General features: G+C 35.5%; 15 protein-coding genes. 8 read left to right on the forward strand and 7 right to left on the reverse strand.

Features of this window, described 5'->3' with window-relative positions; genetic code table 11:
- The first annotated feature begins 70 nt into the window (after positions 1-70).
- The 7 genes from ERK18_RS03945 to ERK18_RS03975 all read left to right on the forward strand — a co-directional run bounded on the left by ERK18_RS03945 (position 71) and on the right by ERK18_RS03975 (position 8,582).
- Positions 71-1,675: an APC family permease gene (locus ERK18_RS03945; protein WP_222710105.1), complete on the forward strand. Its 1,605-nt coding sequence runs from the start codon at positions 71-73 to the stop codon at positions 1,673-1,675.
- Between the two features lie 129 nt (positions 1,676-1,804).
- Entirely contained in the window at positions 1,805-2,617 is an 813-nt protein-coding gene (locus ERK18_RS03950) for a Cof-type HAD-IIB family hydrolase (RefSeq protein WP_187154401.1), read from the forward strand.
- Between the two features lie 47 nt (positions 2,618-2,664).
- A complete protein-coding gene (locus tag ERK18_RS03955) occupies positions 2,665-3,366 on the forward strand; it encodes an ABC transporter ATP-binding protein (RefSeq protein ID WP_187154402.1) in 702 nt (233 codons plus the stop codon).
- A 12-nt stretch (positions 3,367-3,378) separates the two neighbouring features.
- Positions 3,379-6,171 (forward strand): FtsX-like permease family protein, encoded by a 2,793-nt coding sequence (locus ERK18_RS03960; RefSeq protein ID WP_187154403.1) that lies wholly within the window; start codon positions 3,379-3,381, stop codon positions 6,169-6,171.
- 193 nt (positions 6,172-6,364) lie between these two features.
- Positions 6,365-7,129 carry an ABC transporter ATP-binding protein gene (locus ERK18_RS03965; RefSeq protein WP_187154404.1) on the forward strand — a complete coding sequence of 255 codons (765 nt, stop codon included), beginning with the start codon at positions 6,365-6,367 and terminating at the stop codon, positions 7,127-7,129.
- Between the two features lie 2 nt (positions 7,130-7,131).
- The gene (locus tag ERK18_RS03970; protein ID WP_187154405.1) at positions 7,132-7,863 is read left to right on the forward strand and encodes a multidrug ABC transporter permease; all 732 of its coding nucleotides are present in this window, start codon (positions 7,132-7,134) and stop codon (positions 7,861-7,863) included.
- Positions 7,863-8,582, forward strand: coding sequence for an antibiotic transporter permease (locus ERK18_RS03975; protein WP_187154406.1), 720 nt, complete (start codon positions 7,863-7,865; stop codon positions 8,580-8,582). Before ERK18_RS03970 ends, ERK18_RS03975 begins: the two co-directional genes overlap by 1 nt.
- 52 nt (positions 8,583-8,634) lie before the next feature.
- On the opposite strand, the gene ERK18_RS03980 is transcribed toward ERK18_RS03975, so the two are convergent.
- From ERK18_RS03980 to add, 7 genes are all read right to left on the reverse strand, one after another.
- A complete protein-coding gene (locus tag ERK18_RS03980; RefSeq protein ID WP_187154407.1) occupies positions 8,635-10,542 on the reverse strand; it encodes a copper-translocating P-type ATPase in 1,908 nt (635 codons plus the stop codon).
- A 13-nt stretch (positions 10,543-10,555) separates the two neighbouring features.
- Positions 10,556-10,927, reverse strand: coding sequence for a cupredoxin domain-containing protein (locus ERK18_RS03985; protein ID WP_187154408.1), 372 nt, complete (start codon positions 10,925-10,927; stop codon positions 10,556-10,558).
- A 136-nt stretch (positions 10,928-11,063) separates the two neighbouring features.
- Positions 11,064-11,267 carry a hypothetical protein gene (locus ERK18_RS03990; RefSeq protein ID WP_187154409.1) on the reverse strand — a complete coding sequence of 68 codons (204 nt, stop codon included), beginning with the start codon at positions 11,265-11,267 and terminating at the stop codon, positions 11,064-11,066.
- A 99-nt stretch (positions 11,268-11,366) separates the two neighbouring features.
- Positions 11,367-12,149: an ABC transporter permease gene (locus ERK18_RS03995; protein ID WP_187154410.1), complete on the reverse strand. Its 783-nt coding sequence runs from the start codon at positions 12,147-12,149 to the stop codon at positions 11,367-11,369.
- A gap of 2 nt (positions 12,150-12,151) precedes the next feature.
- Positions 12,152-12,949, reverse strand: a complete 798-nt coding sequence (locus ERK18_RS04000; RefSeq protein WP_187154411.1) for an ABC transporter permease — start codon at positions 12,947-12,949, stop codon at positions 12,152-12,154.
- A complete protein-coding gene (locus ERK18_RS04005; RefSeq protein ID WP_187154412.1) occupies positions 12,946-13,929 on the reverse strand; it encodes an ABC transporter ATP-binding protein in 984 nt (327 codons plus the stop codon). Before ERK18_RS04005 ends, ERK18_RS04000 begins: the two co-directional genes overlap by 4 nt.
- Before the next feature lie 242 nt (positions 13,930-14,171).
- On the reverse strand, positions 14,172-15,197 hold the full coding sequence (gene add, locus ERK18_RS04010; RefSeq protein ID WP_187154413.1) for an adenosine deaminase: 1,026 nt from the start codon (positions 15,195-15,197) through the stop codon (positions 14,172-14,174).
- A 300-nt stretch (positions 15,198-15,497) separates the two neighbouring features.
- Here add and guaB point away from each other — a divergent pair, with 300 nt between their 5' ends.
- Entirely contained in the window at positions 15,498-16,643 is a 1,146-nt protein-coding gene (gene guaB, locus ERK18_RS04015) for an IMP dehydrogenase (RefSeq protein WP_046331914.1), read from the forward strand.
- Positions 16,644-16,688: the final 45 nt, after the last annotated feature.

The raw sequence follows: 16,688 nt of genomic DNA on the forward strand, positions 1-16,688 counted from the left end.
AAAGGAGAGAACTTTAGTGGAAGAAATAAATGCAAACAAAAAATATATTTCTTGGCCCGTTTTAACCTTGATGGCTTTTTGTACCGTTATTGGGTTAGACGATATAATGTACAACTTCCAAAACCAAGGAATGCCAGTTGTTACTTCATGGATTATCATGTGTTTATTCTATGTTATTCCTTATTCTTTAATGGTTGGGCAACTGGGATCTGTTTTCAACAGTGAAGGTGGCGGTTTATCTTCTTGGGTTCGTGGAACTAATGGCGAATTTCTGGGATATTTTACAGCCTGGACTTACTGGGCTGCTTCCATTCCCTATGCGGTTGATTCTGCTAATGAAATTATCGTTGACATTGGCTGGGCACTGACAGGTTCGGAAAAGTTTCAAAGTCAAATCTCTAACACAAAATTTGCTTTAATGACATTTGCCATGTTTATTATTTTCATTATTGTTGAACATTATTTTTCTCACTCAATGGAAGTCTTATCTACTATTGGCGGTGGACTCATGCTTATTATGACCTTGATGTTTGTTTTCCTGGCATTTCTAGGACTGGCAAAATCAGGAGGTCATATGGCTACCCAACCATTTACCTGGCGGACATTAATTCCCAAATTTGACATGCATTATTGGACAACTATCGCAATGCTCATTTATGCCTTAAATGGCTGTGAATTGGTTGCTCCTTATGTGACCAAAATGAAAAAGCCTAAGTCTGACTTTCCAAAAGCAATGATTGCACTTGCTTTAATGACTATTTTTTTAACAGTTTTTGGTTCATTTGCACTGGGAATATATTTTAACAGTTATCATATTCCTAACGATTTAAAAATGAACGGAGCTTATTACGTATTTGACATGGTCGGACACCAATACGGCTTAGGCAAAACTTTGCTTTATGTCTGGGCTTGGACTTCTGTTTTCTACAACGCTGCTTTATTAGCAGTACTACTTGACGCGATGACCAGAATGCTCATTTCTGATACTGGTGATAAGTACATGCCTAAATTTTTACAGAAAAAAGATAAAAATGGTCTGCCTATCAATGGTTACGTATTAACCGTTTCTTTATCGGCATTTATCATGCTCTTAGGTATCTTTTTACCAGACATGAACGACATTTTCAATTGGCTGCTAAACCTGAATGGCATCATCTCACCGGGAGTAACTTGCTGGATATTTTTCTCCTTCATGCAAATTAGGAAAAACTCTAAAAAGTTTACTTCAGACTATGTCTTTATAAAAAATGATAAATTAGGATATCTGGCCGGACTATTTTTATTGATAGTTACTGCTGCAGCTACTATCTTAGGCATTGCCCCACAAGATATTAAAAAATTCAGCGGTTATTGGTGGTATGAACTAATTATCAACATTGTTGCCATTATTGTCTTAATCGGCTTGGGAGTGATATTACCAAGCATTAGGCGTCGTGAAGAAGAATACGGCATCGCATTTAATCGCAGACAATGGATCACTATGTTCATCCTGATCATTGGTTCCATTATCTTTGACCTTTATTTAGGCGAAAAAAATGCTTTATTTAATAATGCAATTATTAATTTCGGTCAGGTAAAAATCGGTATCAATATCTTTTTGATTATTATTGAAACAATATGTGCAATTTTAATTTGCTGGTTAGTTGGTAAAAGAAAGCCCATTACAACTAAATAAATATAGATAAAAGCAGAAACGTTGCCAGCAACATTTCTGCTTTTCCTTTTAAATTAATGAATATCTGGAGGTAAACCTCACGCTATTTACTATATAATATAACTAGTAACACTTATTAAGGAGATTAAAATGACACATATTCCCTTTAAAGCTGTAGCAGTAGACATGGACGGTACTTTTGAAAATGATGACAAACAATATGATCATCAACGCTTTGAAAAAATTTTAACCAAGTTGAGGCAGCACCACGTTCACTTTATAGTTTCCAGTGGCAGACCATTATCACGTTTGCGCCAAGATTTCTTTGATTTCTTGGACAGAATTGATATTGTAGCTGATAATGGTTCAATTCTCACTCAAGACAATAAAATAATTGTTCGTCACGTTTTTACCTATAAAACGGGTATTAAACTGATCAGTTTTATTGAAAATAATTATCCACAAGTACATATTGCTGCTAGTGGGTTAGATCATTCTTATATTAACAAAAAAGCCCCGACTCAATTCAAAAATATGATGCATTTCTTTTACCCCAATGTAGTCGAGATTGCAAAATTAGTTGATATCCCTACAAGCGATAGTTTAACAAAGCTAACTCTAAACTGTTCTTCCAAGCTCGCTGGCGAACTAGAAAAAAAGTTCAATCAAACAAACCCTGAACATATTCACTGTACTACCAGTGGTTTCGATAATATTGACGTTATGCCCAACAATGTTAATAAAGGGCAAGGCATTAAATATTTTTTGAGGTATTTTAATGTTAAGCCAGAAGAACTCATAGCGTTTGGAGATGGCATGAATGACCGTGAAATGATTGAATTGGCCGGGTACAGTTATGCGATGAAAAACGGTCATGAAAAACTTAAAAAGATTGCAAAATATGAAGCACCATCAAATAATGACATGGGCGTTTTACAAGTATTAGAAAGTTTTCTAGATTAAAATAAGTTTATATCAGTTATTTTAAAAATCAGTAAGGACAGATTTTCATGAGTTATATTGACGTAAGACACAATTATAAACGCTATCAAACTGGAGATACTGAAATATTGGCTAATAATGATGTCAGTTTTACCGTGGAAAAAGGTGAATTGGCTATTATTTTAGGCGCATCAGGAGCAGGTAAGTCTACAATTTTAAATATTTTAGGTGGAATGGATAACAATAGTTCTGGTGATGTTATTATCGATGGTAAAAATATTGCCAAATATAATAAAAGACAATTAACCAGTTATCGTCGTACTGACATCGGTTTTGTTTTCCAATTTTATAATTTAATTCAAAACCTAACAGCAAGAGAAAACGTAGAATTGGCTTCGGAAATAGTGCCAGATGCACTCGATCCGGTCAAAACTTTGATAGATGTTGGTCTTAAAAACCGCATTAATAATTTTCCTGCAGAACTTTCAGGTGGTGAACAACAAAGAGTGGCAATTGCTCGGGCAATTGCCAAGAACCCCAAAATTTTACTTTGTGATGAACCAACAGGTGCACTTGATTATCAAACTGGAAAAAGCGTTTTGCAAACCATTATCAACATGAGTCGTGACAATGGTACTACAGTAGTGATAGTTACTCATAATAGTGCTTTAGCTCCCCTTGCTAACCGTGTGATTCACTTTCATGACGGCAAAGTTACTCAAATTGAAGAGAACACGAATCCAGCAGGTGTTGCCAGTGTTAAATGGTAGAAAAGGCTAATCATGAATAAAGTTATTCTGAAAGATTTTTGGCGCTCGATTAAACATACCAAGGGACAATTTGTTTCTATTATGGGGTTAATGATGATTGGTGCATTTGCCTTAGTTGGTTTAATGGTTACAGGACCTGACATGCGTGATACCGGCAATCACTATGCGCAAAAGCTCAACACGGCTGACCTGACTGTTATCTGCAATTACGGTCTAGACCAAAAAGATACCCACAAAATTAAACAGACTAAAGGTTTGCAATCCGTTGAATTTGGCTACATGACAGATACCGTCATTAAAAACAGTCAGGAAAGTTTTCGTATTTTTTCAAAACCAAAATCGGTGGGCAAATTTGAACTGCGTAAAGGTCATTTACCAGTAAAAACAAATGAAATTGCTTTAGCAGACTACTATTCAGATAAATATAAAATTGGTCAAAATATCAGTTTTACAGAAAAGAAAAATGTTTTAGGAAGTACTCTGCTAAAACGTAAAAACTTCAAAATTACAGGTTTCGTTCGCTCCAGTCAGATTTTATCAAATGTAAACTTAGGGCAAAGTAACAGTGGTACTGGAGAGCTTAAAGGTTATGCAGTAGTCAGTCCTAATGCTTTTAATCATACGGTTTATATAGTGGCCAACCTAAGATACAAGGACTTACGTGGCCTCGACTCTTATGGCAAAGTCTACACTAGTAGAGTTAAGCACCATAAAAAAGGTTTACAAGATACTCTGAAAAACACCGCGCATCAAAGGCAGAAAAGAATAATGACTGCCGCTAACAAAAAAATTGCACCTCAAGAAAAGAAAATTCAACAAGCAGAGCAGAAATTACAGGCTGCAAGTGAGCAAATTAGTTCCGCAGAAAAACAACTAGCCCGCAAAAAAAGTAAATTAGATGCGCAAATAGCGCAGGCCAAAAATGCTGGAGCTAATTTACCACAAGCGGCAAGAATACAACTACAACAAGCTCAACAAGAAATTGCTGCAGGTGAGCAAAAATTGCAGCAAGAAAAAAAGATTTTTGCCCGTAAATCTGCCAGCGCCAATAATAAAATTAAAAGAGGCAAAGAAAAAATCAGCAAAGCTAAAAAGCAATTGCGGAAATTGGCTCTACCAAGCTATAGCGTATACAATCGGCGCGAGCTACCAGGCGGTGAAGGAAATTTAGTTTATACAACTGTTGCACAAGTGGTCGAAGACTTAGCTAAAGTATTCCCTATTTTTCTCTACTTCGTTGCGGCATTAGTTACCTTTACTACAATGAACCGCTTTATTGATGAGGAAAGAATCAATTCCGGTACAATGAAAGCCCTAGGCTATAATGATCAGGTCATAATTAATAAATTCATCGCTTATGGCTTTATTTCAGGTACAATCGGCACTATTTTGGGCATTTATTTGGGACACACTTTGATGCCGCAAATTGTTTATCATGCCTATTACAAATCTATCACGATACCGCCAATTGAATTACACTTTCACTGGCAAATCAGTCTGATTGCTCTAATACTATCTTGGATCAGTTCCGTTTTGCCCGCTTATTTGACCGCTAAAAATGAATTTAGGGAAAAACCGGCCGCATTACTACTACCTAAGCCTCCTGCAGCAGGTTCTAAAATCTTACTGGAAAGAATACCTTTTATTTGGAACCATCTCAGCTTTACTCATAAAGTTACTGCCCGTAATATTTTTCGTTATAAAAAGCGCATGCTGATGACTATTTTTGGTGTTTGTGGTGCCGCTACCATGCTCTTTGCCGGTTTTGCTGTAAAAAATTCGATTACTAATATGAATAATCGGCAATTCAATGATCTCATTCACTACAACATGATTGTGGCCCAAAAGCCTGATATTTCACCCCACCAGCACAAAACTTTAAATAACAAGTTAAAAGAAAACAGCATTAAGTCAGAAACACCAATTTACTATGAGTCAATGTCTAAAACTGCTGGTAAAACTGGTGATACACAAGATATTACCTTAATCGCTCCTTCTTCTAGCAAAGTGCTGAAGAACTATGTTCATTTAAATGATCGTAAAACTAAGCAGACGTTGCACTTATCAAACAACGGGGTTATTATTTCAGAACGCTTGTCAACATTGCTCAAGGTAAACAAAGGTGACTATATATCTCTAACGGATAAGAATAACCGTCCTCGGAAAATGAAAGTAGCTGGCATCACTGAAATGTACATGGGACACTTCGTCTTCATGAACAAAACGCAATACCAGAAAGTTTTTAACAAACGGTTCACATCAAATGCATACCTGGTTAACTTAAAAAATTCCACTCGTAAAAACACGAGAAAAATTGCTGCGCAATTTATGGCTCTTAATGGTGTAGCAGGTGTGGTGCAAAACACTACAATTAGCCAAGAATTGGACGTAGTGGTAAAATCTCTGAACTTGATTATGGTTGTTTTGATTGTAGTTGCTGGACTTTTAGCAATTGTAATTCAATATAACCTTACTAATATTAATATTGCTGAAAGAATTCGCGAACTCTCAACTATCAAAGTTTTAGGTTTCTTCGATAATGAAGTAACGATGTATATTTATCGCGAAACTATTCTTTTAACAGGTATTGGCATTTTAGTCGGTTACCTCACAGGGGATTTACTTTACCGCTATATTCTTTACGTGGTGCCACCAGACAATGTCATGTTTAATCCGGCGTTATCTGTCTCAAGTTTTCTGTGGCCATTAGGAGTTATCGGTATCATTACGATAGTTCTAGGATTTATTGTTAACAAAAAATTAAAAGACCTTGATATGCTTGAAGCTTTAAAATCAGTTGATTAAATAAATAGAACTGTTCATCATTGAGCAGCTCTATTTATTTCTGCAAAAATTAAAAACTAAATAAAAATATGTTATACTTTACTCATTAGATTTAATGCTCACAACAAGATCTTCAAATTAACGTGTATAAAGAACTTAATCATCCTTCCTTTTTAATTGATAAAGTTCCAACAAATTAATTTTGGAGATAAAATTGAATAATATTTTACAAGTTAAACATTTAACAGAAACTTATAAAGATAAAAACATAGCATTTCAAGCTCTAGATGATGTTTCTTTTACAATTGATCAAGGAGAAATATTAGCTCTATTAGGACCTAATGGCGCGGGGAAAACTACCACTGTCTCAATTATAGGTGGCTATTTGCTCCCTACTTCTGGTCAGGTAATTTTAAACGGACAGGATATTACTACTGCTCGTAAAAGACCTAGCATCGGCGTTTCTTTTGGTGGAGATCTAGGGTTTTATCGTAACGCTACAGCAAAGCAAAATTTACAATTTTTTGCGGATCTGGCCAAAGTACCCTTTCGTAAGCAAAAAACTGAAATACAGCGAGTTCTGTCTATTGTTGAGCTGGATAATGTCGCAAACAAAAAGGTAGGGAAATTTTCTAAAGGAATGACGCAAAGGCTGCATATCGCTCGTTCCTTGTTAAATAATCCAAGTTTATTACTTTTAGATGAACCTACTAGTGGTTTAGATGTTGAAATAGCGCAAAGCGTTCAGAAGACTATTAAAAAATTAGCAGATTCCGGCATTAGTATTTTATTAACAAGTCACACCATGTCAGAAGTTGAAAAGCTAGCTAAAAATGTAGTTATTCTAGGTGCAGGAAAAGTTTTTTTCACTGGCACCGTTTCTGCTGTTTTGGGTTTGGCTGAAAAAGAAATCAACCAAAAACCTAAAAATTTGGAAGAAGCTTATTTGGCAATAGCTCCTAAACTAAGGAGGAATTAGATATGCGTTTTATTCGTCTTTTCCTCTTTCATGTAAAAGATTATCTTTCCGATCAGTACTTTGTCTGGTTAACAATCACTAGTACTGTCTCCATTTTTTTGATGCAATATATTATGGCCTATGCTTCTCACGATTTGAATAATCCACAATTGTGGCTGCAAAGTGGTATTTTTGGCATGTGGACCTCGTGTACAACCGTTGCCGGCTGTATCGGTTTTGAACGTTACAAAGGAACGCTGCCATATTTGCTAAACAGTCAATATGACGAGCGAGCTTCTTTAATTACTTTACTTTTACCTGCTTCGAGCTATGGTTTATTTTCATTTCCTATTGCTTATATTCTTGCAAAAATTTTAGGAGTAGCTACTGGTAAAATTTCTCTGTACCAGATTTTGCTAATTTTTCTACTGTGGATCGGATGCTCAGTAATGGGAATTTTAATTTCTTCATTTCTTACTCTTTCACCTAATGCAATGGTTTATGAAGGCTTAATTGGCACTCCTATATTGTTATTAGCAGGATTATTTGGCAATGAGACCATTTTGAATCCCTTAACCATCTTTTCTCAGTGGTTTATTCCTATAACTGGACCAATTGCTTCTTTGTCCCATAATAAAAGTCTCAACTGGACTGCTTATTTTTGCAGTTTACTTCTTTGGCTTTTGTTAATTGTGATTATTGTGAGAAAAATTAATGACCTTGTCAGAAAGAAAGGAGCTCTGAAAATTATCTAATGTTTGCTACACAATTCTCTGGCCTTTCTTTTCTCAATAATTGGCGTACAAAACTAACTTATTTCTTTATCACACCAATGATAAATCTGGCCCTGTTAGTATTAATCAATATGCAGTATTCTAATCAATTTAACTGGGATGTTGCGATCAATTCAATTGCAATAGATGCTGCGGTACTTGCTCTTGAAACATTTTGTTCTGCCGTGATTAATGATGCAGACTTAAAAATTGACTTTGAATTAATTGCCAAAAGACCTTTCAGTATCAAGTATTGGCTTTCTAAATGCATTGTTGCCATTATTATAGGTTGCATTTTAGCATTAATTAACCTATTTTTATTGTACTTAGCCGGCTCTCCCATAGTCATTATTGAACGAGCTTTACTCATGCTACCGCTCTTATGTATTTATGGCTGCGTTTTAGGTTTTGTATCTTGGGCCATCTCATGGCAAATGAATGATCCTTACTTTTTGGAGAATATTTTTAGCAGTTTAGCCCAATTAGTATCAGGAGTCCTAGTTGTAATTTCAGCTTATCCTGAATGGTTAAAAGCAATTGCTGTATTATTCCCTTTTGCAGAACCTGTTACTTACATCAAAACTGGTAGCGCCAATTTGATGTACAGTGCATTAATTACATTTATTTGGCTCATTATTGGAATTTTAGCTTATATTAGCCAAATCAAGCCAGTTCTGGCTAAAGGTAAACACCATTATTAAAGCTTACACAGTAAAATAGCAGTCGCAAGATTTGCGACTGCTATTTTTATATCTATATTTTTGTTTTTCCTAACAAAACTGAACTGAATACAACCGATAATGAACTAAAGGCCATTGCTAATCCTGCTATTTCCGGACTAAGTGTGAGACCCACACCTGCAAAAACGCCAGCGGCAACAGGAATACCCAGTACATTATAAATGAAAGCCCAGAACAGATTTAGCTTTATCCTATTAAAAGTCTTGCGACTAAGTTTCAAAGCGCGAACAACATCTTCCAAGTCATTTTTGATAAGCACGATACCACCTGCATCGATGGCAACATCCGTACCTGAACCCATGGCAATTCCTACATCTGTCTGGGTTAGAGCTGGCGCATCGTTGATCCCATCACCAACAAATGCGACATGGTGCTTCTCTTGCAATTTTTTAATAACTGCTGCTTTATCAACCGGCAAAACCTCAGCAATTACCTGATCGATATCCACCTGTTTTGCAATAGCCTGGGCTACTTGTTGATTATCTCCAGTTAACATGACAGTTTTCAAGCCTAAACGATGTAAGTCGTTTATCGCATTTTGGGCATTCACTTTAGGAGCATCCTGAATTGCAATTAGACCCAGCACTTGATTATCTTGAACAACAGACACTACTGTTTTTGCCTCACTTTGCAATGCCACTATTTGCTCTTCTAATTCTGGAGCAATTTTAATTTCTTTTTGTTTTTTGGGACTGCCGACCGCAACATTTGTACCAGAAATTTTACCAGTGATACCCCATCCCTCAATTACAGTAAAATTTTCTACCGTTTTTAACTGCAACTTTGCCTTTTTAGCCGCAGCTAATACAGCTGGAGCGAGAGGATGCTCAGATAATTTCTCTAAACTGGCAGCATATTGTAGGACATTTTCTTTATCTCCCACAATATCTGTTACTTGTGGTTGACCTTTGGTAATCGTTCCCGTTTTATCAAAAACTATAGTATCAATGCTGTTTGCAGCCTCTAAAATTTCTCCATTTTTAATTAGGATTCCCATTTTGGCACCACGACCAGTTCCAACCATTAATGCAGTTGGTGTTGCCAGACCTAAAGCACAAGGACAGGCAATAACCATAACCGCAACGGCAAAAACTAATGCAGTTGCTATGCTTTTACCTAAAAAAATATACCAAACTAAAAATGTTACAATTGCAATAATCAAAACTGTGGGAACAAAAATATTTGCAACCTTATCAGTTAATTTTTGAATCGGTGCATGACTGTTCTGTGCCTTTTTAACAATCTCAATAATTTGCGCCAGCATCGTTTCATTACCAACTTTTTGGGCTTGCATCACAAATGATCCCGTTTGATTGATTGTTGCTCCTATTACCTGATCGCCTGTCACTTTTTTAACCGGCATACTTTCACCAGTTACCATAGATTCATCAATGCTTGAATTGCCAGAAACAATTTTGCCATCAACTGGTACTTTTTGCCCAGGCATTACTTGTATGTAGTCGCCCTTCACAACTTCAGTGATAGGAATACTGACAAATTGCTTATCGCGCTTTACTAAGGCATTTTTTGCACCTAAATTAAGCAATTTCCCCATAGCGTCAGAAGCAGTTGCCCGCATTTTTTCTTCTAAAACCTGCCCTAATAAGACGAAAGTAATAACAAAAGCAGCACTTTCAAAGAAAACAGGTCTTTTAGTAAACATCGCATAAATACTGTAAATATAAGTTATCGATGTTCCTAAAGCAACGAGGGTATCCATATTTGAATGGTGCTTTTTAAAGGCAGACCAGGCACTAGTAATAAATGGACCTGCTGAAATCAACATAATTATTGTTGTAAAAATAAGCATGATCCATTCGCCACCTGGCAACATCCATCCAGTAAAAGGGTGAATAATCATTTCCAGAAGCATTGGCAGTGATAATATTAGCGACGTCCAAAAACGTGTTGTAATTTTCATTGTTTTTCCTTAGCTATTTGACAATTACCTTACCATGAAACATGTTCATACTGCATTCCCATTGATATTCACCTGGTTTTGAAGTATCTATTTTAACCGTTTCTACTTTGCCTTCAGGTAATTTCTGATTTATGCCAAAATCTGAAAATACAACATGATCTAAACAATTGGATGAGTCTGTTCTCTTAAAGTTTAAAGTAGCGGGTACTCCCCTTTTAAGAACAACTCTTTCTGGTGAATAACCACCTTTAACTTCAATATCAACACTCTGTTTGTTTGACTTCATAGTGGCTTTCTCCTCTTCTACTTGATGGCTACCAAAGAACCACCATGCAATAAAAGCTATTAGTGCAAGACCCAAAGCTAAGATAATAATTTTATTCATGATAATTCCTCCCATTTGAAGCCTATTATTAATGTCTACATTTGTAAACTAAATTTAGTATAAATTATGTATCTACAAATGTAAACATAAATGCTCAAAAAAAACTTACTGATTTTTTTCAGTAAGTTTTACCTTATTAATCTGCATCTAATCGCTTTAACCATTGAGTCAGATCATTTTTGTCCACCATTATTTGCTTAAATTCGGCCTTATTATCTGCGGCCAAAAACAGCATTAACTGCAGATACTTTGCCACAGAAAGTCCATAATTTTCCAGATTAGCCTTAGCTGCTTTTACTACTGTATCATTTAAACTAATTGTAAGAAGTTCGTCTTTCAAAGTCTATCCCATTTCCTATATTCTAAATAAAACTAACAGGATTATTTTAGAAAAGCCTCTATAGCTATGCAAGTATTTAATTCAAATTCATAATTCTTTTTATCTACCTGCTCCATTATATTTCCTCAAGCCTAAATTCCATACCCAATGGTCTAAAAATAAGAATACTAAGGCTATCAAAAGTTGCAATAACATTATTTGCCATTGCCGTGGTCTTATTAAAATAATTGTTGCAGGACAAGCAATTAGTCCAAAAGGCAGGATGAAATTAAAAATAATATTTCCCAATCCCCGATAAATACTTGCAGGATAGCGACTCATTTGTATCATACTTAAAAATAAATCATTTCTGGCAAAATTTGTGGGAAACCAAAATGCCGAAATTGTCCATAAATACCAAAGAGAATAGTATAAAATGCAGCCAAAAACGCAAGAAAGCAAAAAGAACAACACCTGGCCTATATTAATACTTATACCCTGACATGCATAAATAATTACAAATAGTCCCAGGACCGAATTAATTAATTGTGTAAATTCAATTGCACTAAAAAAGTAATATACCTTAGCGTTAATTGGTTTTAATAAAATTGAATCTAAGGTTCCTTCTCTAATGTCTTTTTCCATTTTAGGCATTGATTTGACCAAGAAAGCCATTAAGAAGCCGTCAAGCATAGTATAAACGCCAACTAGCAACAGACATTCTTTGTAGGTCCAACCACCGATAGTATCAACATTTAAATAAATTACCTTAAAAAAAGCTATAGGAATGCCTAACCACAATATAGAAGAGATTATCCCAAACAATGTGTCTAACCTGAAACTAATAGTTTGCAATAAGGCAATTTTAATTAACGATTTGACTACTTTAAGTTTACTTTTCATAATCAACCCATTACATCAGAGTATCTCTGAAGCCCTTCTTTATTAACTATTTTTACTATTAAATAAAAAACTATCATCCATACAATTTCAATGATTGTCTTTTTAAGCCATATATTTAATGGTAATGCTTTAACAAGCGTATCAATTGGAAAAGAGCTGAAATATTGAAATGGCAGTAGTTTAATTATTTTTACCAAAAAAGGCGGCAAAATTTCTAAAGGAAAGTAAAAGCCTGCCAGCAGATTGACTACAACTTCTTTTACCAGTAAAACAAAGAAAAGATTGTCAAACCAGTATGCTACACTACCAATAATATAAGAAAAAAGAAACCATAATATGGCTGCCATAATTAAACTAAATGCAAATTCAAGTAGCACGAGTAAAGAAATATGAATTAAATTACGCGCAACTATATAGACAAATCCAATAATTAAAATCGGAGCAAGCAAAATTAAATTTGCCAGTCTATCGCCCAGCATTTTAGCAAAATAATATTTTTCAACTGTAATTGGTCTATGGATGATATTAGACAATTCTCCTGAATGGATATCATCATTCAATTCCCAGTCAACTGCATACCATACAAAAGAATTAATAAAATTAACCCCAATATAATAAATTACCATTTGATTTTTGCTAAAACCACCAATAGTTTGACCATGATTCAATATTAATGACCACAAATAAAACATCACTAAACTTGGTACCAGTGCTTGCAGAAGCAAAATTATGACGCTGCTCTTATTGGCTAATATAGACTTCAATGAGACCTTGCTTACTGAAAAATAGGTTTTTATCATTTTTCTTTCTCCTCAGCAAATAGCTCTAAGATAATATCTTCAAGCTTCAGGTCATTTATTTGATAGTCGGAGCCTTGATTATCCCGTGCCAACCGAGCGATTTGGTCATCTACCTTTTCTACAGGAACCTTAATTGTCACGGTCAAATCATCCTGATCAATAATCTTGGCGCCCAATTTACTTTCGTTGAAGTTCTCCGATTTAATAAAAGTAATATATTTATTCTGATTAAACCTCTCTAATAAATCTGTTTTTGGTCCATCCCACATTATCTGACCGCTATTTACAATGATCAGGTGATCACAGATAGTTGCAATATCTTCCATATCATGAGAGGTAAGAAAGACAGTCAATTTTTCTTCCTTGTTCAGCCTTAACAAAAACTTACGTATATCCCTTTTTGCCAAAACGTCTAAGCCAATAGTCGGTTCATCTAAAAAGAGTATTTTTGGTCTGGTTGCTACGCCGGCCAGAAATTCTACTTTCATTCGTTCTCCCAGTGATAATTTGCGGGTTTGTACATCTAATTTTGAAGTTACATTTAATATCTGAGCCAGATCATTGACCGTTTTTTGAAAAATTTCTTCCGGTATATCGTACATTGACTGCAATAATTTCAAATAATCTCTAGGGGTTAAATCAGGAAAAAGCTGCGATCTATTTCCCATAACGACTGAGATTGACTTTTTGAAATCATTTATCCTTTTTGTAGGATCATAGCCATTTACCCTGCAAGTTCCGGCTGATGGAAACAAGGTCCCAGTCAGCATCTTAATGGTCGTGGTCTTACCTGCCCCATTTTTGCCAATAAAGCCAACTTTTTCACCGTTCTTGATAGTAAAATTGAGCGATTTTACTGCTTGCACTGCCGTCTTTTCAGGCTTAAAAATATTTTTAACAACTGCACGCCAGTTTTCACCCCTGCTGCTAATAAAATAATCCTTAGAAAGATTATGAACTTCAATCGCATTTTCGTTCATTTTTGACCTCATTTAGTTATCTAGCCAGCACAAAAAAGCAATTTTTAAAAGGACAATCCTTTTTACAAAATTGCTTTAAGTTTTGAACAATAATCATCATACATTTAGAAACTGTCATTGGTTTAACCTTATTACTTATAGTTTTTAAATCAGCAACAATTAGATAAATTCTACCATATTTTTAACAGTTTTTAAATATAATTTTAATTTTTGGCACAAAATATATTTTCTATTTAGAAATATCACTTTTTACTTGAGATGTATTCTTCTATTTGGGCAAGATAGTGTTCTTTTTCCTGCTGACTGATCCAAGAGGTTTTAAATGAATTTTGTGCTATTCGGATCAGTTCTTTTTCACTCCAATCACACTTTTGGGCAAATTTATAGTAAACATCATTAATATAATTACTACCCTTATAAGCCGGATCATCGGAATTAAAACTAATCAGTGCACCGCTATTAAAAAGCTCATTAATGGCCTCCTGTTCCATAACTTTGCGGGTGTAAAAATAAGCCATGGGACATGCTGTAATACCAATTTTTTGGTCTATTAAAAAAGCCATTAAATCCTCATTATCAACTATATTTAAGCCATGATCCAAACGATCTACCGTGATAATTTCTAAAGCTTGTTTAATATGATCAACTGTATCAACTTGGTGCAGATCACAATGCATTGTTAAATAGTAACCTTGGTGTCTAGCCTTAGCAAAAACCAGCATAAACTTCAACGGTGGGTTATGATGCTCATCTGAATCAAGACCAACACCTAATATCCAGCCTTTTTTATGATATGGCTCAGCTTCTTTTAAAGTTTGCATTGCTGATTCTTGTGAATACTCTCTTAAAAAGCACATTATTAATTGTACATCAATGTCTAATGGTGCTGCATCAACAATCGCTTCATGAATGCCCTCAATTACTGTAGCAAAAGGGATTCCTCGACTAGTATGAGCTTGAGGATCAAAAAACAATTCAAGGTGCTTAACATTGCTGTCAGCTTCTTTGCGCAAAAAAGCTGCAGTTAAATCATAGAAATCTTGTTTAGTCCGCAAGACCTGCATCCCTTTATAGTACGCCTTTAAAAATTCGGGCAGCCCTACGCCATAATTCCTGTCAATATCCGCTGGCGTCTTAGCACCGATATCAATCTGGTTTCTCTTAGCGATCGCAAATTCCATTTCTGCTTCTAGTGTTCCCTCTATATGAACATGCAGTTCGGCCTTGGGCAATCCGTCAACAAACTTACGAGATAATTTTTGGGTCATCTTTTTCTCCTTAACAAAATCACTATAAATACGAACATTTTAAGCGAATTCTAATTACCTTCTTTATCATCAAAGCTTTTATATAGCTACAAATCAATATTAAAAATCATAACATTTTTATTTATTACTTACAATAACTATTTATATTGTGCTTTTGTTCGATTTTTGCATTGAAATACTTCGGTAGTAATATTATAATTTTAACAATACGATCTATAATTTTATCTTGACCAAGGTTAAAATCACTAGTAAAGTGTAATCAATTTAACTTTAATATTTTTGAAAAGGAGAGTGCATTAAATGTCAAATTGGACAACAAAATTTGTTAAAGAGGGCTTAACGTTTGACGATGTGTTATTGATTCCAGCGGAAAGCCATGTATTGCCAAATGAAGTAGATCTTCATACTCAATTAGCGCCTAACCTGAAACTTAATATTCCTATTATTAGTGCTGGAATGGACACCGTGACTGAAGGCGCAATGGCAATAGCAATCGCCTTGCAAGGTGGTTTAGGAGTGATCCATAAAAACATGTCCATCACTGCCCAAGCTGGCGAAGTTGCAAACGTCAAAAATGTTGTTGTTCCATCTAACATTACCAAAGCAGCTGTCGATGACAACAATCACCTGCTTGTTGCTGCTGCTATTGGAGTCACAAGTGATACATTTGAACGTGCTGAAGCACTTATCGAAAAGGGTGCTGATGCAATTGTCATTGATACTGCTCACGGTCATTCAGCTGGTGTTTTGCGTAAAATCAAAGAAATTAGGGATCATTTTCCTCATGTTACGTTAATAGCCGGAAACATTGCAACTGGAGATGCTGCTAGAGCTCTTTTCGATTCTGGAGTTGACATTGTTAAAGTAGGTATTGGTCCTGGATCCATTTGTACCACTCGTGTCGTTGCTGGTGTCGGAGTTCCGCAAATTACTGCAATTTATGATGCAGCTACTGCTGCCAGAGAATACCACAAGCCAATAATTGCAGATGGTGGAATGAAGTATTCAGGTGACGTTGTTAAGGCACTCGCTGCTGGTGGAAATGCCGTCATGCTTGGAAGTATGTTGTCAGGTACAACAGAAGCACCTGGTGAAGTGTTTGAAAGCGATGGCCAAAAGTATAAGACCTATCGTGGTATGGGATCTGTCGGAGCAATGGCTCAAGCCCATGGATCCTCTGACAGATACTTTCAAGGCGGCGTCAACGAAGCTAATAAATTGGTTCCTGAAGGTGTTGAAGCACGCGTGGAATATAAAGGTGATGTTTCTGATATTATTTTCCAGATTATTGGTGGTCTGCGTTCAGGCATGGGCTATGTAGGTGCAGCCACTATTGCTGATTTACGTGAAAATGCTCAATTTGTAAAAATTACTAATGCCGGTTTAAGAGAATCTCATCCCCACGATGTCCAAATTACTAAAAAAGCCCCTAATTACGAGAGATAAATAAAGTAAATTAAAAAATAGTTATTACTTTCATGCAATAACTAT

The organism is Lactobacillus kimbladii (genome assembly GCF_014323605.1).
Lineage (GTDB): Bacteria > Bacillota > Bacilli > Lactobacillales > Lactobacillaceae > Lactobacillus > Lactobacillus kimbladii_B.

Bases quoted from the DNA above. Each gene is read 5' to 3' on its own strand.
- ERK18_RS03945 (WP_222710105.1), top strand. From the start codon at position 71: ATGGCTTTTTGTACCGTTATTGGGTTAGACGATATAATGTACAACTTC.
- ERK18_RS03950 (WP_187154401.1), top strand. From the start codon at position 1,805: ATGACACATATTCCCTTTAAAGCTGTAGCAGTAGACATGGACGGTACT.
- ERK18_RS03955 (WP_187154402.1), top strand. From the start codon at position 2,665: ATGAGTTATATTGACGTAAGACACAATTATAAACGCTATCAAACTGGA.
- ERK18_RS03960 (WP_187154403.1), top strand. From the start codon at position 3,379: ATGAATAAAGTTATTCTGAAAGATTTTTGGCGCTCGATTAAACATACC.
- ERK18_RS03970 (WP_187154405.1), top strand. From the start codon at position 7,132: ATGCGTTTTATTCGTCTTTTCCTCTTTCATGTAAAAGATTATCTTTCC.
- ERK18_RS03975 (WP_187154406.1), top strand. From the start codon at position 7,863: ATGTTTGCTACACAATTCTCTGGCCTTTCTTTTCTCAATAATTGGCGT.
- ERK18_RS03980 (WP_187154407.1), bottom strand. From the start codon at position 10,542: ATGAAAATTACAACACGTTTTTGGACGTCGCTAATATTATCACTGCCA.
- ERK18_RS03985 (WP_187154408.1), bottom strand. From the start codon at position 10,927: ATGAATAAAATTATTATCTTAGCTTTGGGTCTTGCACTAATAGCTTTT.
- ERK18_RS03995 (WP_187154410.1), bottom strand. From the start codon at position 12,149: ATGAAAAGTAAACTTAAAGTAGTCAAATCGTTAATTAAAATTGCCTTA.
- ERK18_RS04000 (WP_187154411.1), bottom strand. From the start codon at position 12,949: ATGATAAAAACCTATTTTTCAGTAAGCAAGGTCTCATTGAAGTCTATA.
- ERK18_RS04005 (WP_187154412.1), bottom strand. From the start codon at position 13,929: ATGAACGAAAATGCGATTGAAGTTCATAATCTTTCTAAGGATTATTTT.
- add (WP_187154413.1), bottom strand. From the start codon at position 15,197: ATGACCCAAAAATTATCTCGTAAGTTTGTTGACGGATTGCCCAAGGCC.
- guaB (WP_046331914.1), top strand. From the start codon at position 15,498: ATGTCAAATTGGACAACAAAATTTGTTAAAGAGGGCTTAACGTTTGAC.